The following is a 19,412-nucleotide window of genomic DNA, read 5'->3' as shown; positions in this document are numbered from 1 at the left end:
GTGATTAACAGCTCGGACGGGACAATAATTCGCAAGTTTCCGCCGGACAAAGTTATAAATCTCGTGCAGAAGATTCGCGAGAAAAGAAAATCGAGACATAAATCGCTCGATATGAAGTTATAAATTACTCCCCCGCAATTGCGCCGAACCCGTGAAAGCGGGGGAAATTAATTTTTTCAGGGATGATATTTTCACACAAGGAAGGTGATGAATTAGAATGTCTATGATTATGAATCACGATATAACGTCCTTAATGGGTCAGCGAATAATGATGCGTAATTCTCTCGCCATGAAACGCTCATTAGAGAAATTATCAACGGGACTGCGCACAAAAATAGCCGATCTTGACAACACGGCAGGACTTGCAATAAGCGAGACTATGAGATCCCGTATATTCGGCATGGAGAAAGCATTATATAACACTCAAGACGGAATAAGCCTCATTCAGACAGCTTCGGGCGCACTTGAGCAGACAAATTCAATGCTTATGCGTATGCGTGAGTTATCAGTTCAGGCAGCAAATGACGTGTTGACTCAGCAGGACAGAAGTTATATTCAGGTCGAAATTAACGAGATCCGCGACGAAATTACTAGACTCGCTAATACAACGCAATTTAACCGCAAAAAAATTCTTAGCGGCGATAATGCAGTGTTATGGAGCAGCACAAGCAAAGAAGTCAAAGCAATCGTAAATGGCGGGATTCGTTCTATTGACCAGTTCGGGCAGAAATACGCCGTCGATGGAAATTATAAGCTGAAAATAAGAGCTGAGGCAGGACAAGCAGAAGTCCAGAAATCTGACATTCTCAAAATTAGGCAGGCCGGCAATGACAGCAGCAACAAATCTGTTATAGTAAGTAAAAGCGTCAATACTGCTGAGGGACTCAAAGATGTAAAAGTTGATTCTATGCCGGACGGATCTTATTCTGTAAATCTCGGCGGGGGGTCGTCGCCTGATCCCCTTTTGCATGGTTCATACGGAATCGGCGGCATTTCAACGGAGTCAACTGTTACAACGTCATTTAACACTACAAATTCTCCCGTCAATAAAATCACTGTCTCGACAGATGACGGCATAGAAATATGGAGTACTTCAGGAGCAAATATTTTCCGAACTGATACAGCAGACTCAACAGCGCAAACTGAATATTTTAACAGCGTTCTCAATGAAATAAAGCATAATGCAGCTTACAAGGGCATAAAGGTAAACGGCAATGATATAACGTCATTGACAATTTCTAAACCGGGCACAGAGGCTGTAGGACTGAAAATTTCTTATGAAGGCGGCGGCGCGGGTAATGCTCCAACGTCTACAATAGACTCAACAGTTACTGATTTTGCGTCAGTTGAAGATATGGTTACGGTTGATTCTGGCGACGCTCTTTCTGTAAATGCAAGTATTTTATTTGAGGTCAAGAAAGTTGATTCTATAACTGGTACTGTTACATTAAGTGCTAAGGCAAATATTTTATCTAAGAACGGCGCAAACTCTACAGCAAACATTGATGATATTATGCTCACTGACGGTCAGGTATTTAATCTGGGTGATGCATTCGATAACGCCGTTACTGTGAGTCTAAGCGATTTCGATCACGTTTATGAGGGCGGAAAATTTGCCGTCGCTGTAACTGCAAAAAATGTAGATCGTCCATTAGGCTTTAATATATTCAGTCAAAATTTCGGTTATGCAGGAGTATCAACTTATGCGCTTGAGTACGACTCTGTTCCGGAAAATGAGATTAATTTCAGCAATTATTTCATTGACTCTAAATCCGGCGAAGTAACAAACGGTACTATAACACTTGTTACCGGGCCTGAATTACGTAATGCCGCCGATAAGCTGCTGACTGTTGATTATATACCGATGACTTCATTTACTGTAACAAATCAAGCTCGTACAGCTGAAGGAAATACGAAAATTCGCGACATTGATAAATTCTGGAACTCTGAAGGGGTTTATCTCGTACAACAGCCGCAGGAATTGACTCTCACTCAGGGCGACGGGACTCAAGCAAAAGTTACGATTTACGGCAATGACACGCTTGATGATGTCGTAAAGAAATTAAATACTGCCGTTGCTGTCGGACTCGGCCAGGCAAAATATGTCGATGACGCAAGCAAATTCGTAACATTCACTGAAGGCGGGACTCTCGGCACTAATGCTGTTGCGGGAACTATTGTATTTCGTTCGGCTCTGACGGGCTCAAAAGGTCAAATCAGTATCTCAGGTAATGAAGAATTATTAAATGCTTTGTCGCTCAATACGATTCAGGAAGCAAGAGAGTCTACTTACAATGTTGATGTAGTTGACGCTCATGATAATTCAGTAATTGCACAAAACGTAAATATTACCGGAAATCGCTTAATCGGAGTCGTTCATAAAAATGTCGATGTAGAATTTGACTCAATGATGGGTTTACAAGCTACATGGAATGAGTCAATAGGCGGTTACTCGATTCAAAGCACAACGGGCAATAACGGTTCAGACGTAGTTTTGCACTTGGCCGACAACACTATGATTTTCCAAACAGGCGCGGGCGAAGGTGAAGACGTTATGCTTGCAATAGGTGATATGAGCTCTAACGCTTTGGGATTAGACCGCATTAATGTAATGAGCCGCGAAAAGGCTTCATACTCCATTGACATAATCGATAAGGCCATTGATAGAGTCTCTATGCAGCAGGCAAAACTCGGAGCAGCACAAAATCGACTCGAACATCATTTAGGCAATCTCTCTAAGGAAACAGAGTCATTAATCGAAGCTAACAGCCGGATTCGTGATACTGATTATGCGAGCGAAATATTAGAGTTCACGAAGATGCAAATTTTAATGCAGGCCAATACTGCAATGTTAGCGCAGTCGAATCAATTACAGACTCAGACAATTTTAAGCGTGTTGAGGCAATAAAAAATGGCATTTGGACCAGAATTTATAACGGGACTCGCGGGGGCATTGAAGAATATTCTACCTCTGCGGGTCAACCGCATTGAAGGCGGAGACACTTGGGCAGCTTTGAAAATTTCTCCTGAAAAATGGCTGTTAATCTCGTGGACTTCAGGAGCTGCGGGAATCTGTGAGGCCTCACAAAGTGAAATTAACGCACTCCGCGAAATATCATCAGGGCGCGCACCTATGGCCGAAGCATTAAAGAGTCGATTAACTCACGGGGGCGAAATTTATTCAGTCAAGCAGATAAATCATGACAGGATTCTTGAATTTGCTGCAAAACGTAGAGTCTCTGCAGGTTTGAGCGTGAATTATTATTTAGTGCTTGAGATTACTGAACCGGTAGCAAATTTTTTGATACTTGATGACTCACACAAAATCGACGAGGCCGCAAAGCATTCTACTCCCGACGTTAATAGATTTAGAACGATTTTGCCCGGACATTTATACACGCCTCCGCCAATGTTTGAAGGTGTTGCATTAAGTGAGAGCAAAATTTTAGCATTCGAGGACTTGCAGAATATTTCAGGAATCGGCAGACCCTTAGCGCGTTTAATCCAGACTCACTGGGCAGAACATGAAATAATTTCGTGGCACTCTGCATTGTTAAAGCTCGTTAATGAGGACTCACTCGTAAATTGCAAGTTAATCAAGAAAAATAATTATTTGACGCGCATAGACTTTGATTTTGACGAGACTGTAAATTTAGGCTTGGATTCGATTCGGGCAGCTCGTGAAGGCGTATTAATTCCATTATTGCGCAAGGGACGCGAGAAAACTTTACACGACATAGACGCAAAATTAAAACGTGCAATAAAATCACGCGAACGACACAGAGACGGACTAATCAAGCAGCTTAAAGAATGTCAGGCAGCAGAAATTTTCAGACTCAAGGGCGAGGCAATATTGACTCACATTTACGAGATTCCCAAACGCGCAGAAAAAGTAAATCTCACTGACTGGGAAGGCAATAATTTAGAAATCGCTTTAGACCCTGATTTATCGCCTTCACGTAATGCAGAGAAATATTTTAAACGTTACCGCAAAGCAAAAGGCAGCCCCGACGAGATAAAATCAAATCTTGACGCAATTAATTCATCAATCAAAGAGTTACAGGAGCAGCACGCATTATTAGACTCAATCAATGACCCCGAAAAATTTAATGAATCAGTGAAAGATTTATCAGAATGGCTCTCACCGTCTGACAAGAAAGTCAGCAGACCCAGAAAGAAATCACCGGAAATTCCGCCGTTCTTGAACATAAATTATGAAGGCATAAATATTTTAGTGGGACTCTCTGCGCGCGGAAACAGGCACGTTACATTCAAGCTCGCAAGACCTGAAGATATTTGGCTTCACGTTCACGAAATGCCGGGTGCTCATGTGATAATTAAAGGTGTTAAACGCTCGGAACTTGAGGCAGACAAACGCAATATTTTAGAGTATGCTGCAAGTTTAGCGGCGGGTCATTCGTCAGGGCGCGAGTCAAATTCTGTACCAATTGATTATACAGAACGCAAATATATTAGATCAGTGCCCGGGACTGTTGCGCTTGTAACGTACACGAATCCCGGAACTTTGCGAGTTACTCCAGCGAAAGATTAAGCCCTAAAAAATTTATCGATTTCCTTGAGATGTTCTAATACGTCATTCATATTGACTCCGCTTCTTGATGCCCATTCACGGAGCGGTGGTCTTGTGTCGCCTCCATGAGATTCGACTCCTTTTTTGGGAAATCTCATATAATCGCCGTATGTACATGTCAAAAATTTATTTGTGTCGTGAGGAGCATTTAATTTATAGCCTTCAAATTCGATAGTGCTTAATGGGAATATAATATCAGTCTTAATTCTTAATGGATCGGGGAAAAATTCGGGAGCAATTAACGCAATGTCATACCCCCCCCCCCCCTTAGTAGAATTAATGATTTTTGCGCGCGCTGAGTCTAATTCGCTGGGAGATAAATTTTTGCCGCTTTTCCTGTAAAATTTCTTGTATTTATAAATTTTGTCAGCTAATTCCTTGCTGTTATCTGAGTCTGCATGAACTATATCGACCGGAAATATATCACACCAAACGCCCGTTTTTGAATGTTTGTAACCGAGTCCGATTCTGCCGTTATCAATTCCGTACGTTATAGAATCTTCACCGAATGAAGCAAGTATATCAGATAATTTTTCGCAGGCGTTGTTATAGTCTTTGCGTGTCATGCAAACGTCTAAATCATCATCCCATGGGATAAAACCTTTATGTCTTGCTGCACCGAGAAGAGTCCCATGTGAGAGCCAATATTGCCAGTCTTGTTTCTTGCAGATTGAATCAAATATAGATAACAATACAGCGTCGCACAACTGCAATTTTCTCAAATCTCCTGCTGCTGGCGGTAATTTCGTTATATCAACGTAATGATTCAAGAAATAATTTAGAGTCTCTAGTCCTTGTTCGCAGTCTAATATGCCGGTTACTTTCTTGAGCGCGCGTATAATAGTTTGCGACAAGCCTCTTTCTTTCATTACATTTTTGAATTTCTCTAGTTTTACTGCAAAATTTCCCATTAGTCAGCCTCCTTTAACTGCAAAATATTATAAATCAGACCGCAGAATAAACAATGTAATTTCGGACGGATCTAATAATCTCACGCTGAATCCGTTCCATTGAGATGTACCCGGACTCACGTATAATGACATGTTTTCGACTTTATACCAGCCCCGAGCAAAACCTTTATTCGCACGTGCAACTAAATATTTAAGTCCCGGCATTTGTCCACCGTGAGTGTGTCCGGATAATTGCAGGTCGATATTAAATTTTGCGTTCTCACGTGCCTCGCTGGGTCTGTGATCCATTAAGATAATTGGCGAATTTTCCGGAATATTTTGCAGTGCTTGTGAAACATTATGATTTCCGCTCGTTTGGTCGGGTACTCCTGCAAGAATTAATTTAGAGTCTCCTGACGTGATTATTATGTGCTGATTCTCTAAAAATTTTATTCCCAAAGATTTTAACTCTTCAAGCCAGCCCGATAAATTGAAATAATATTCATGATTCCCCGTTGTCGCATAGACTCCGAATTTCGCGCGCAAATTTTTTAATGGTGCAACGTCCGCACTTCTTGACTCTACTTGGCCGTCAACAAAATCACCCGGAATTAATATCAAATCAGGGTTAAGAGCGTTTGTTTTGCTAACTACTGCGCTGACAAAATTTTTATTGCTTAACTGGTCGGCGTGAATGTCTACTAACATTGCAATTTTGAGTCCGTCTAAATCTTTACCGAGATTCTTAATTTTCACCTCATGAATATTTACATCAGGTACCCGCAAGCCTTCATATGTCCCGAAAAGTGTCGCGCATATCCCAATCGAAAGCACAAATAATGAAATGTGATGAGCCGGAAAATTGCACCTGATTATAAACCTGCACACGATAAATATTATATCCTTGACAAGAGCTAGAAATAACGCAATTACTATGAAATTAAATATCAACGAGATAATTAAATTTAACGCGTATGGAAGCTCGTATAAATCAAATCCGGCACTGGTCCTGCGGTAAAGAAAAATTTTTCCAAGTCCGGCCAATAACATAACAGCACAGACAATTTTTGACGATAAAGAAATTTTCAGCGGCAATATAAGACTCAATATTTCGTATATGCAAACCGTAAGAGGTACTATAACAAATATCGACATCATGAATAAATTTATCTCTCCTACATAAATTTTTGCGTAATTATATACGTTAAATCATGCTTCAAGCAAAGAATCTTGGGAGGGTTATATTTTTGTGTAATTAATTTTCATTTTACAAAAACTCTGTCAGCCCCGAATAGAATAGTCCATTGTTAGCGACAAGATAAAACATTTTCGGAAAACTATGACAAAATATTTTTGTTGAGCTTATATATTTACAAAAATTTGTTGTATGTGTGCGGCTCGTTTTTTCCCGCCCGTAGTTATAAATGCACGTTTCCGAAAGACTTCTTTCATATCCTTGTGCTAAATGATGCGGACAAATAAAACTAAATCATTGAAGCAGGCACAAAATAATACATTACATAGGCATGATATTTAAACCGGGCATGGAAAATAATAGAATCTTACTTAACTATATTAAAGCAGGTACACAGAGTCGGCCGGCGAAAGATAATCGCAAGTTTATAAATGCAGTAATCTGAATATTACAAACTTGTGCGCCATGTAGAAACGGAATATGGAAATTGGGCAAAACTTTTTGATATTGTTAAGCAAGACACTAACTTGAATGAATTATGATGAATAAAAGGAGGCTCAACAGATTCATTTGGTATGCCGGTGAAAATTATTATTACGAGTGAAACTATAGCAGACAGCTCACAAGTTCACCAAATAATTCAAGGCATATATTCGGATATTATATAAATCATGTATTGAAAGCACTCGAAAAAATAGTAATCACACCTAAGAGAAACTATCGTAATCAAATTATGATCACAGTAGAAATACATTTGTCGGCGAGATATAACAACGCGATATTCAAAAAATACGTCAAGACACACAAAATAAGTAGTTCCCACCAACCCGCCAAATATAATGTATTGAAATTTTTGCAGCCATTTAAGTGCATTTGTTATATAATGAACAAAATATGAAATTCTCTGCAAATGATTTTTCCCTCAAGATAAAAATATTACTAATACTTTTACTAATACAAAAAGTTTAAAATTTTTCAGTGCTCATAATTATTTACGAGAGAAAAAATTTTTTAATGCGATAATTTCATCGTCTATGCAGTGTAAAAAAAAATTTATAGTCAATCGGCCCTCATGATATAATCAGCAAGAAAGGAGCTTGACAAAATTTAATGACTGTCTATAACGCACATCGCCTGAATTATTCTTTAATGAGAGGAATATTTTCAGTAGTGCAGATAATTATTGATATATGTTTATATAATCTCGTGTTCTCGTTCATGAAGATAAATATTTCATTTGAAGTAAAAGCCTTCTTAACGGGGACAATGACGGCGTTTTTTTTGTTTGAGTCACTATATTTCTTCAGGCTCTGGACATTATGGGACGAAATAAAAGCTGCTTTGCGTTCGGGATTGTCTATATTTCTTGTCAGCGTCTTGTTTCTCTACACCAGCAAAATAAAAATGTCATTGTTTGCATTAACGTTTGGGATCGCAATTTTTATTCCCGTGAGTCTTGCAGTCAGATACATTTTCAGGCGCGTTTTGTTCTCTCTGGGGTTGCTCTCAACGGGCGTAATCATTCTAGGTGCAGGCGGTGCGGGTGAAATTTTTGCGCAGAATATAAATTTATCGCCATTCACGACTCGTAAAGTTCTGGGATTTCTTGACGATGACGAGTCAAAATGTGATGAATTAATTGCGGGCGTTCCTGTGCTGGGAAAATTAAAAGATTTCGAGCATATCCAATCGCAAATTAACGCAGACGAGGCAATAATCGCAATTCCTACAGCATCAAGAAAAACTCTCGCTGACATTCTCAACATTGTAGAAGAAAATATTAACAGCGTTCTATATATTCCAGATATGTATATGCTTACGACTTACTCGGCAGAAATTCGCACTATTGACGGGCTGCCGATTATATCAGCTTCACAAGGTCTGCTAAATCCCGTGAATCGCTTTGTGAAAAATATTTTTGACTATATCGGAGGCTTTGCGGCACTGACTCTATTGTTGCCGTTCATGTTAATTATTGCGTGGAAGATTAGACACGATGACGGGGGAAAAGCCTTATTCAAGCATAAGAGAGTCGGACAGAATTTAAAGCCGTTCTATCTCTACAAATTTCGCACTATGGTACCGAATGCAGAACAAATTTTGCAGGAAATGATGAAAGATGAGAAATTGCGCGCAGAGTTTCAGCAGGCGTTCAAGTTCAAGCACGATCCGAGAATTACAAGTTTCGGGAAATTTTTACGCCGCACGAGTCTTGATGAACTACCGCAAATTTTTAATGTCTTACGGGGAGAAATGAGTCTAACTGGCCCGCGTCCAATCGTCGAGAAAGAAATAAAATTATATTACGGTTACAGGACAGCACAGCAAATTTTTCACGTTAAGCCCGGTATGACAGGTTTCTGGCAGGTCAGCGGCCGCAATGATGTAAAAGATTATGACGAGAGAATAACTTACGATTTGTATTATATTCATAACTGGTCAGTGTGGCTTGATATTATAATTTTGCTGCGCACTATTAGAGCCGTTGTCAGGGGTACTGGTGCATATTAAAATTTTTTAGCGCTTCACATGATATAATTCTTGTGAAATCAGATAAATTCAGCAAGAAAGGTCTTGACAAGGTAAATGTTAGTCAGTAAAATCGGTTATCGGTTATCGGTTATCGGTAAATTACACGTTTTAATCTTATCACAAAGTCTTTCACACACACAATTAAATAATTTGCTCGGAGTCGTTTATTCTTCTGAGTCTTTTTCGGGGGTATAAGCTCATGAAGAAAAATTTAGTAATCGGCTCGATTATAAAATATAGATGGGAAGAAATTGAACCGTTCTTCGAGTCTTTTGCGCAGTCAGGCTTTGAAAATTGCGAGTGCGTTATGTTTGTTGCCCATATGTCAGAATATACGCTGAATAAAATTAAATCTTTCGGGGTGAAATTACTTCCGATCCCTCCAAAATATGACGGAAAATGTATAATTGATTACAGGTGGGATTTATATACAGATTTTCTGCGCGATAAACAAAAAGATTATGATATGATTTTTACGGCTGATGTAAGGGACTTATTTTTTCAGTCGGACATGTTTAAATTCTATCAGAGACATAAAAAATTTCTAGGTGTTGCGCTTGAAGACGTTACTTTATCCGAGCCTTGTAATAAATGGTGGTTTGTACGCAGATTCGGTGAAGCAGACCACGAACCTATAAAAAACGAGCGCGTGATATGTATGGGAACTCTTTGGGGAACGTCTGAAGAATTCTTTAACTTTTCGGAGACAATGTCAGAAAATCTCAAGTCCGATAAATATAATTATTACGAAATATCAGATCAGCCGACAGCTAATTGGTTCGTATACCACGAGAAATTATTTAATGACATTCTTGTAACCAGCACCAACCAAGACGGCCCAGTCATGACAATAGGACTATCTGAGCGCGAAAATATAAAACTTGACTCAAATGATAACGTTCTCAACGGTAAAGGCGAAATTGCTGCGGTCGTTCACCAGTATGACAGAAAGCCGGATATTGTTATAAAAGTTGTAGATAAATATTGTCCTAACATGAATCGTTATTATTATAATGCTTTAATTCGCAAGAAACCGGGATTATTCTGGCGCTTTATGCGTTATTACTATCGCGTTCGCAAAATAGGACTCTTTAAGGCACTATATATCACGATAAGAAAAAGACTCCCGGGCGGAGAAAATTTCGGTTAATTATTAAGTTTTACTCCCTTCTGTGAATTAATGCAGGAGGGATTTTTTGTGCTTCACATGATATAGAGCGCGATAAAAAAGGGCCGCACATATACAACAAATTTAATATGTCATAGTTTGCCGAAAATGTTTTATAGAATCTGCTAAAATTTTTTCACTCTTATCCATCAACACAAAAAATTATAATCATCAAGTTTTGCTATATAATATGTAAAATTTTTATCGGAGGCGTAATAATTACATTGAAATCAAGAAAAGTTTTAAACTATTTCACAATAGAAGGCACCCCCGGCGGCAATCAAGACTGGCTCCCAGAATGGGATATGAATATGGGAGGCTGTGCTGCTGTTACTGCGTGCGACGTGTGCATTTACTTGAGTCAACAAGAAAAATTCAGCAATTTATACGCGAATCACTCAAAAAATTTATCACGCATGGACTTTATTAATTTCGCAAAGGTCATGAAGCCTTATTTAACGCCCCGCTATCATGGTATTGATTTCTTAGAGACTTACATTTGCGGACTCTATGACTATTTTCACGACGTTAATAATAATTTCTTGACACTCGAAGGGCTTTCCGGCGGTGTAGACTACGAAAATTTTTCGCGCGCAATAATTACCCAGATAAATAATAATTTCCCCGTACCTTTTTTGCTGCTGAATCACCATGATAAAACGCTTGAAGACTTTTTCTGGCACTGGTTCAACTTGGCCGGCTATGAAATTATCGATAATGACATCAGAGTCTTAACTATCACTTACGGCGAATATAAATGGCTGAGCTTGAAAAATTTGCACGACTCAAAAAGTCATCGCAAAGGCGGCATAATAAGAATTTTCCCGCGTGTGTGATAATATTATTGCGTCATAATACAAAAAGGGGTAAATGTCAATGAACGAACGAATTAATAACCCGCGTCAGCCTCGCGAAAATAATAATAGACGAACTAGAATAGATCCAGATGAAGTACTATTCGGCCCTTCTCCTGCTAGACGTGCAAGACGGCAGCAGACTGAATCCGCGCGCAGAGTACCCCCTGAGCAGCCTAAACCCGCCGAGACTCCGCGAAAGAAAAAAAAGTTTTCAATCGTTAAAATTTTCTTCATGACTATTTTATTAGTCGTCCTTCTTGCAACCGGTGCAGTTAGTGCCGGAGTCGCTTGGTACGTCGTGAAACTTTCTGAAGATCTGCCCAGCATGGTCGAGCTTGCTAACCCTAAAAGCAGCCTCCCTTCAATTTTGTACGATAGAAACGGTGAAGTCATAGCAAAACTTTTTATCGAGAACAGAACGCCCGTTGAATTGCATCAAGTGTCTTCATGGCTCGTGCAAAGTGTCTTAGCTGCGGAGGACTCAGCATTTTATCAGCACGGAGGAATCAGAATCGGTTCAATCCTGCGCGCACTATGGACGGACATAATCGAGAAAGGAAAAGTACAGGGAGCAAGCACTATTACTCAGCAGTTAGCACGAAATTTATTCTTGACTCACGAGAAGAGCATTACACGTAAAGCAAAAGAAATTATTATCGCAATGAGACTCGAAAAATTATTCTCGAAGGATAAAATTTTAGAACTTTACTTGAACACAATTAATTTCGGTCATGGAGCATGGGGAGTCGAGACAGCTGCACGAACTTATTTCGACAAGTCAGCAAAAGATTTAGATTTGGCTCAGGCTTCAATATTAGCAGGATTAATCGCTAACCCCGGACGTTATAACCCATTAAGCAACATAAATAACGCTAAATCACGACAAAATTATGTGTTGAGCAGACTAGAGACTCTCGGATGGATAACTTCCGAACAACGCAAAGCAGCCTACAATGAGAAATTAGAATTTAAGCGCAGAGTCAACAAGATAGAAGAGTTTAACAGAGCTCCCTATTTTGTGTCGCACTTACTATTTAATGATTTATTGCCTAAATACGGACGTGATGAAGTCTACAGCGGAGGAATGCAAATTTATACGACTTTAGATATAAGACTTCAGGACAAAGCACGCGAGGCCATACAAGGACTCAATAAAACGGTAATGGGCGCTTTAGTGTGCATTGAGTCAGAAACTGGAGAAGTTCTCGCACTCGTAGGGGGCAAAGATTTCAAGGAAAGCAAATTTAACCGCGCAACACAAGCAATGAGACAGCCGGGATCAAGTTTTAAGCCGATAGTTTACGCTGCTGCAATGGAAGAAGACATAATGCCGAGTGATCATTTTCTCGACGCTCCTATAACGTTTGGACGCAGGGCAGGCAATAGAGGCTGGTCCCCTCACAATTCCGGCGGAGGTTATGCAGGTGAAGTAACTGTACAGAATGCTTTGACGAGATCTCTAAATACTGTTGCTGTTCGTGTAGCTGCATATATCGGCACTGACGCAATTTTGAAAATGGCCCGCAATATGGGAATCGAGACAAAATATTTGCCGAGTGATTTATCAGTTGCGTTAGGTTCGGCGAGTCTGACTCCGTTAGAAATGGCAGTAGCTTTTAATTGCTTCAACAACGGCGGAAAAAGAATCGTCCCTCTCATGATTCGCGAAATAAAAGATAGAGACGGAAACGTAATCGAACATCGCGAGACAGCAATGACTCAAGCAATGAGGCCGGAAACAGCTTATTCGATTCGTTCAATGCTTCAAGACACAATCAGGGCAGGAACAGGAAGACCCGCAGCGATTCCAAAAGTAAATATTTTCGGTAAAACAGGAACATCAAATGATTTTATTGACGCATGGTTTTGCGGAGGTGCACCGGGGTTGACTACAGCTGTATATGTAGGACGCGATGATCACAAAACAATGGGTCGTCGTGCATTTGGCGGAACGATGGCGGCTCCCGTTTGGAAAAAATTTATGGCTTATGCTGTGCAAGAGTTGAATACTCCCGCGGCGTTTGCTCCTCCTCCTGAATGGGTAGAAGTTACGAAATTATCAATTTGCAGAAGTTCCGGTTATATTGCGCGCCCTGGTTGTCCTGCTGTGCCGTTATATTTTCCAAAGGGTAAAGCACCTACGACATCATGTCCGACTCACGGAGGAAGTTACGCAGCTGCAGATAATGATCCGAGAGGGCCGAGATTATTTCTTGTTGAGCAGGACGAGTCTTATCTTGCAAGACGGCAGCAGACAGAAGGCAGCGACACACCAGCACCGAGAGAGTCGAGTCCCGCGCCTGTTCCGCAGCAAGTTAGCGCACCCGTACCGCAAGCAGTCATACCGAGAAATAACAATCCTCAGCCGCCCAAACGTCAAGAACCTAGAGTTGATGAAGTTGAGCAGCGTTATAGACAATTATTGCGCGAATATGGTTTAGAGTAGAGAAAATTATTAGTCCCTCTGATAAAATGTCGGAGGGAAATTTTTTTTGCTATTATTACATGAAGGAATGTGATTTATTAATGAAACTTGTATTATTAAGCACTTATATGCACCCTCACCAATTGCCTTTAGCGCAGGAATTTGTGAAAATTTACGGTGATGATTATAAATTTATTGCTGTTATGCCGACTCACGCTGTTGCACTCATAAGAACGAATAATTACGAAATGAATCAAGAGTCATGCGTTCTGAGGGCTTACGAGAGTCAAGAAAATATGAACTTAGCGCGAAAATTAATACTTGAATCCGAACATTTAATTACCGGAGGGGTTAGTGAGGATTTATATAGAGACTTATTCGAGCAAAGAATCAAAGACGGCAAAATAATATTTCAGTATGCAGAGAGATCATTTAAAAGCTGGGGATATAATAGAAATAAAATTATGCGGTTAAAATCAATACTTGCTGCGCGTTTTTCGCCGTTATCCAGACACGTTTGGAGACGCAAATATGAAGGTTCTCACGCAAGCCCTGAAAACGGACAAATTTATTTATTATGTGCGAGTGCATTTGCTTCAATGGATAATTACAAACTCGGCTATTATGCAAATAAGGCTTACAAATGGGGATATTTCACAGAATACAGACATTATGACGATATAGAAAATTTAATTTCACGCAAAGAATCAAATTCTATTTTGTGGGCGGGAAATCCTCTATCTTGGAGACATCCGGATTTAGCTGTGTTGCTGGCAAAAAATTTAAAGTCGCGTCAAATCCCGTTTCATTTGCGGATCATAGGCACAGGCGAAATGAGCGGGACACTTGCAAACCTCGTGAACGAATATAATTTACATGATTGTGTAGAACTATTGCCGACGATGACAACGAATCAAGTACGCGATTATATGGAACGTTCGCAAATTTATTTATTCACGTCTGACTCTGGTGAGGGCTGGGGAGCTGTACTTAATGAGTCAATGAATTCCGCGTGTGCTGTCGTTGCAGGCGAAAAAATAGGCTCTGTCCCTTATTTGATTAAAGACGGCGAGAACGGTTTAATCTTTCGCGATAAAAATTTAGCTGACTTGACAGAAAGAGTCACATATTTATTAGCGAACCCCGCAAAAATTTCCGAACTTGGCCGTGCAGCATATAAAACTATTTCCGAAGAATGGAGTCCGAAAATCGCCGCCGAAAGATTCATCAAGTTAGCCGACGCACTACAGCGCGAGAAGAAGCCCGTTGATTTATTCAGCGAAGGCCCGTGCAGTAAAGCTGAATTATTGCCCGACGACTGGTACACGAGGAAATAAATTTTTGTTTGCGGGATAAATTTTTTGGAATCTCGCAAATATTTCATCATAGAGACTCATTTTTTTGGGGTCTGGGATAGCTATAGAATCGCCAAATTTTATGATCTTGTCGCAGGCCTCGTAAATAGTCCTGAATGTTCCTGAACCTACAGCAGCAAGAATCGCCGCACCGATACAGCCTTGTTCAGAAATTTTATTTGTTATCACTATGCATTTAAGGACGTTAGCAATTATTTCACGAAATGCCGCACTCTTTGCCCCGCCTCCTGACACAATGACTTGTGAAAAATTTAATCCCATTCCCCTAAAAATTTCGAGAGTCTCGCGTTGTGCAAAAATTATTCCTTCCATTGCTGCGCGTATAAATTCTTTCTGTCCGTGATTCATGTTAAGTCCGAAAAAAATTGCTCGTGCTTGAGGGTCATTATATGGCGTTCTCTCTCCGTTGAGGTATGGCAGAAATAATAAATCTTTTGCGCCCGGTTCTGACTCTAGAGCTAAATTTGTCATGGTCTCATAGTCTTTAATGCCTAAAACTTTTTTAAGCCACTTGAGAGCGGCTCCCCCCGTTAAATTTGCGCCCATTAACAGCCATTGATTTTGTATTACATGACAGAAAGTGTTTGTGCGAAAATCTTTATCGTGCATGGGCTTATGTATTGCGCATAATAATTGACTCGCCGTGCCTATGTTGGAGATTAAAATATTTTCCCGTGCTCCGTTGCCGATTGCCTGAACGAGTGTATCTCCTCCGCCGTAAATTATTGATATTCCTTCGGGGAGACCGGTTAAGCGCGCACAAACTTTATTTAATTTTCCGGCCAAGTCAGAAGAGTTTTTGCAGGGAACGAAAATTTTTGGGTCGAGATTCAATTTTGCGATAACGTCATAAGCCCATTCATGTTTAATCACGTCAAAAAGTCCTGTTCCTGAAGCGTCAGATATTTCCGTGCCGATTTCCCCGCAAATTTTGAATCTTATATAATCTTTAGGGAGCATGACATATTTTATTTTCTCGTAATTTTCCGGTTCATTGTCCCGAATCCATATTAACGACGCAGCAAGAAAACCGGTACTGATTGAGTTAAATATTTTTTCGCGGTAATCGGGAGCAGTCCTCTCGATATAATTTATAGAATCTCTTGAACGTTGGTCAGCCCAGATAATAGCATTTCTGACGGGAGTAAAATTTTTGTCGAGCGCGATTAATCCGTGCATTTGTCCTGAAAAGCTCATAGCAGTTATAGAATTTTTCAGCGAGTTGAATTTACTTGCGAGTTCTGAAAGTGTTTCGCTCGTTTTTCTCCATAAGAAATTAATTTTTTGCTCGGCCCATGAAGAATTTTGCTTGATTATGTCATATTCACGTGAAGCAATGCCGAGAGTCTGCCCATTTTCGTCCATTAATAAAGATTTTACGCTTGATGTTCCCAAGTCAACGCCTATGAAGTAACGCATAAATTTATATCTCCGTTGTAATATTAAAATTTAGACTCTTAATGCCGCGAATATGTTTTAACGAGTCAATAAACTTTTGAATTTCGCAGGCTAGTCCCTTTGTGATTATACACTCAAGGCAGGAATCGTGATTCAAATGCACGTGAGTCGAGCAGATTATAATTTTTCCGCAGTCATGCTGTGCCGCCGTTAATTTGCTTGTGAGTTCGTGCAAGTGGTGATCATAAATTATAGTGATTGACGCGCAAATTTCTTTGTTGTCGGCCTTCCAGCGTTCTGACGAGATATAAGCGCGCATTAAATTCCGTACGGCCTCAGATCTGTTTGCACGATTTTCCGCGTAATAATCTGACTCGAACTCGTTTAATAAATTTTCCGGCACTGTGATACTGAATCTCACTAAATTTTCACTCGGCATCGTCATTTTTCTTGCGTTGAGTTTTTTTCTTGGGTGCGGGCGGGGTGTCTTCAATTGTAATTTCTTCCTCGCTGTATTGAACGTCGATAATTTCCGGGTCAATTTGTCCGCTTGCTTTAATTTCTCGGCCGGTTAAGTGCTTGTATAAATATTTTCCGCCGTAACCAAATATCGTACTCAAGAGTCCCCAGCCTAAGAGACCAAACAAGAACGACGGCAAAATGAACAGCACAAAATGTATAATCGTGAACACAAACCCGCCCAGACATAAGAACATTGGCGAAAAAGTTAATAATAATATTCCGCGCTCTTTAGTGTCTGAGTCCTGCCATAGCTTTATAACATCACTGAGTCCGCTTAAATATAGAGACGGCTTTATGAATCTTGCGAAATAGTCGCGTATTTTCTTGAAATTTATCGAGAACAAATTATATATTCCTCCTTCAATAAAGTATTTATTAATTATAATATCAGCGTGAAAAAATTTTAATTCAAGGAGGCGTTATTTATTCATGAAAAAATTTTTTGCGTTCGTCATAATTTTTGCTGGTTTATGCAGTAGTTCACGCGCGGAAGAATTTAATTATTATAACAATCCGCTCGAAATCAACAGGGAAAACAAAAATTTACACATAAGTTTTCAGGGCGCATTCAGGCAGTTGAACGAGAAAAATAAACCGGGAGATTATGTCGTTTTCTGCTTTATCGTGAGGTCAAAACAAGATATGATTATTTATGTCGAGGAGTCAGAAGCGTTTGACAGCAGCGGCACAAAATTTATAGAGCGTTGGGGCTGGAGGATTGGCCGTGAAAGGACTCGCGAGCGTGAAATTATCGCAGAAATTCCCATTAAAGCAGAATGTTACATAAAGATTCCGCCGTCAGACTCAGAAAAGCTGCCATTGATTTCACGAGTAAATTTCAGATTTAACGGTCAATGGTATCAATTCAGAGATATTCAAGTTCAAGATTGGCGCGAATGGGAAAGAATAAAACGCTATGAGGGCATTAAATAACGGCTGGTCTATAATTATTTATAAATTATAAATGGAGATGAAATATTTTATGAGAAAAATTTTTGCTGTAATTCTTGCTTTGATCGCGTTATCAAGTTCTGCGTTTGCTAATGACTTGAATCAATCTTTATTTCCGGAATATGAGCGTAATATTAACCGTGAGAAAATAAAATTTGATGACGGCTTGAAAATTGAGTTTCTCGGAGCTTATGTCTACAATGATGATGGAAATATTCACGTTATTTTTCTCGTTACGTCAGAGGTAAACACGACATTAAATACTTCGGCGGGACTTCTTTTCGATGACAGGGGCGGGCGGTTCTTCATTGAGAGCACGAGAATAGCCGGTTATCGTGTTGATAAACTTGATTTAATTGCAAATGTACCTGTTGTGTTATTGTTTGAATATCCGTCAGTCTACGAGAGAAAGTTACGCAATAAAGATTTACGCAGTATAGCGAGCGTGAAATTTACGATTAATAATCATGAACTCGAATACGAACGAATCCAGCTGCAAAATTGGGCTGCCTGCCTGAAAAAAATTAAACCTTACGGCTACTCAATGCGTGAATGGTTCTCGCGATAAAGTAATAAATAAAAGCTCCCGGCATTAATTCATACCGGGACAAAAATTTTTATTTCAAGACTGTTAGAATCTCATCCGAAAATCTCAAGCTGCGGCCAAGTTCGTAAAGTGCTTTGCGTAACTGTTCGGGTTGAGTCTTGATTATCGGTTTTTGCTGCTTTAATAGCTCGTAATATAAATTTTGCGCGTCATATAGACTCAAGTGCCAGTCAAATTTTTCGTTGAATAATTTAATAAGGCCGTTCAAGTCCTCCAGCGTGTCAATGTCGACTCCCTTGACGCAAATTAAAGTGAGAATATCGTTTATGCAGTCAATAAATGCGAATCTGATTCTATTCTCATCGGGTTTAATCTGCCAATATGCAGCGAGTTCAAAATCTCGTTTTATTCCGTCAGCGTCGGGGACATAATTTCCGAGTTTCTTAACAATTTCGGTTGTCAAAGTATATTCTGCAGCAGTCGTGATAATTGCGGGCGGTTTTGTTCCTAAGAGAGTCAAATATTCGAGTAATTGATCATAATCATCAACAATGCCCCGCAAGCTGTCTTCGAGTCTGTGAATATCCTGCTGTAAAAGCTCATAAATGACCCTGTGTCTTGCGTTCGACGGGATATTATTTAACGTAAACTGGTCATAGCCGAATTTGTCAAATAATAATTTCTCGTGGTCTGGACTCTCAAAAAGTGCCTGCAATTCCTGCGCGTTGACTTGTGAATCGGGTTTATATTCGCAAATTCCGCATGATATTAAGCTGCTTTCTTTCTTAGGGTGATTCTTGTGTACTGCAAAAATATAATCGCCTTCAACACCTGTAATTCTTGATTTAACGTGAACAGTGCCGGCCGAAAAATTTGCGATTTCACCGCCGAGTCTTTCAGCAGTGCCGGACATATCCCAGCAGCCTTCGGAAAATTCGGTTCTGTAGTCGCTCAATAGTG

Annotated in this window: 15 protein-coding genes; 9 read left to right on the top strand and 6 right to left on the bottom strand. The window is 39.9% G+C overall.

Going from position 1 to position 19,412, the window contains the following annotated elements; translation table 11 throughout:
* Nucleotides 1–217 precede the first annotated feature (217 nt).
* Together IJT21_04260 and IJT21_04255 are read left to right on the top strand one after the other, a co-directional pair.
* Nucleotides 218–2,908 carry a flagellin gene (locus IJT21_04260; GenBank protein ID MBQ7577467.1) on the top strand — a complete coding sequence of 897 codons (2,691 nt, stop codon included), beginning with the start codon at nucleotides 218–220 and terminating at the stop codon, nucleotides 2,906–2,908.
* Between the two features lie 3 nt (nucleotides 2,909–2,911).
* Nucleotides 2,912–4,552, top strand: a complete 1,641-nt coding sequence (locus tag IJT21_04255; protein MBQ7577466.1) for an NFACT family protein — start codon at nucleotides 2,912–2,914, stop codon at nucleotides 4,550–4,552.
* Here IJT21_04255 and IJT21_04250 read toward each other — a convergent pair.
* The gene (locus IJT21_04250; GenBank protein ID MBQ7577465.1) at nucleotides 4,549–5,502 is read right to left on the bottom strand and encodes a LicD family protein; all 954 of its coding nucleotides are present in this window, start codon (nucleotides 5,500–5,502) and stop codon (nucleotides 4,549–4,551) included. The genes IJT21_04255 and IJT21_04250 overlap by 4 nt on opposite strands.
* A gap of 27 nt (nucleotides 5,503–5,529) precedes the next feature.
* Nucleotides 5,530–6,639 (bottom strand): metallophosphoesterase, encoded by a 1,110-nt coding sequence (locus IJT21_04245; protein ID MBQ7577464.1) that lies wholly within the window; start codon nucleotides 6,637–6,639, stop codon nucleotides 5,530–5,532.
* A 1,147-nt stretch (nucleotides 6,640–7,786) separates the two neighbouring features.
* Between IJT21_04245 and IJT21_04240 the strand changes: the two genes are divergently transcribed.
* The 5 genes from IJT21_04240 to IJT21_04220 all read left to right on the top strand — a co-directional run bounded on the left by IJT21_04240 (nucleotide 7,787) and on the right by IJT21_04220 (nucleotide 14,995).
* On the top strand, nucleotides 7,787–9,187 hold the full coding sequence (locus IJT21_04240) for a sugar transferase (GenBank protein MBQ7577463.1): 1,401 nt from the start codon (nucleotides 7,787–7,789) through the stop codon (nucleotides 9,185–9,187).
* Nucleotides 9,188–9,407: 220 nt separating this feature from the next.
* Nucleotides 9,408–10,358, top strand: a complete 951-nt coding sequence (locus tag IJT21_04235; GenBank protein ID MBQ7577462.1) for a hypothetical protein — start codon at nucleotides 9,408–9,410, stop codon at nucleotides 10,356–10,358.
* Between the two features lie 242 nt (nucleotides 10,359–10,600).
* Entirely contained in the window at nucleotides 10,601–11,212 is a 612-nt protein-coding gene (locus IJT21_04230) for a hypothetical protein (GenBank protein ID MBQ7577461.1), read from the top strand.
* A gap of 40 nt (nucleotides 11,213–11,252) precedes the next feature.
* Nucleotides 11,253–13,679 (top strand): PBP1A family penicillin-binding protein, encoded by a 2,427-nt coding sequence (locus IJT21_04225; GenBank protein MBQ7577460.1) that lies wholly within the window; start codon nucleotides 11,253–11,255, stop codon nucleotides 13,677–13,679.
* Nucleotides 13,680–13,759: 80 nt separating this feature from the next.
* Complete coding sequence (locus IJT21_04220; GenBank protein ID MBQ7577459.1) at nucleotides 13,760–14,995, top strand: glycosyltransferase; 1,236 nt, start codon at nucleotides 13,760–13,762, stop codon at nucleotides 14,993–14,995.
* Here IJT21_04220 and xylB read toward each other — a convergent pair.
* From xylB to IJT21_04205, 3 genes are read right to left on the bottom strand one after another with little or no spacing between them, the layout of a single operon-like run.
* On the bottom strand, nucleotides 14,963–16,453 hold the full coding sequence (gene xylB / locus IJT21_04215; protein MBQ7577458.1) for a xylulokinase: 1,491 nt from the start codon (nucleotides 16,451–16,453) through the stop codon (nucleotides 14,963–14,965). The genes IJT21_04220 and xylB overlap by 33 nt on opposite strands.
* A gap of 4 nt (nucleotides 16,454–16,457) precedes the next feature.
* Nucleotides 16,458–16,925 (bottom strand): nickel-responsive transcriptional regulator NikR, encoded by a 468-nt coding sequence (nikR, locus tag IJT21_04210; GenBank protein ID MBQ7577457.1) that lies wholly within the window; start codon nucleotides 16,923–16,925, stop codon nucleotides 16,458–16,460.
* Nucleotides 16,861–17,298, bottom strand: a complete 438-nt coding sequence (locus IJT21_04205; GenBank protein ID MBQ7577456.1) for a hypothetical protein — start codon at nucleotides 17,296–17,298, stop codon at nucleotides 16,861–16,863. The genes nikR and IJT21_04205 overlap by 65 nt, the downstream gene beginning before the upstream one ends.
* 85 nt (nucleotides 17,299–17,383) lie before the next feature.
* Here IJT21_04205 and IJT21_04200 point away from each other — a divergent pair, with 85 nt between their 5' ends.
* Both IJT21_04200 and IJT21_04195 read left to right on the top strand, forming a co-directional pair.
* Nucleotides 17,384–17,887 carry a hypothetical protein gene (locus IJT21_04200; GenBank protein ID MBQ7577455.1) on the top strand — a complete coding sequence of 168 codons (504 nt, stop codon included), beginning with the start codon at nucleotides 17,384–17,386 and terminating at the stop codon, nucleotides 17,885–17,887.
* Between the two features lie 49 nt (nucleotides 17,888–17,936).
* On the top strand, nucleotides 17,937–18,473 hold the full coding sequence (locus IJT21_04195) for a hypothetical protein (protein MBQ7577454.1): 537 nt from the start codon (nucleotides 17,937–17,939) through the stop codon (nucleotides 18,471–18,473).
* Between the two features lie 49 nt (nucleotides 18,474–18,522).
* On the opposite strand, the gene IJT21_04190 is transcribed toward IJT21_04195, so the two are convergent.
* The coding region (locus IJT21_04190) for a glycoside hydrolase (protein MBQ7577453.1) at nucleotides 18,523–19,412 on the bottom strand (890 nt) is incomplete at its 5' end.

Source organism: Synergistaceae bacterium, assembly GCA_017443945.1.
Classification (GTDB): domain Bacteria; phylum Synergistota; class Synergistia; order Synergistales; family Aminobacteriaceae; genus JAFUXM01.
This window is presented reverse-complemented; position numbering and strand designations above follow the sequence as displayed.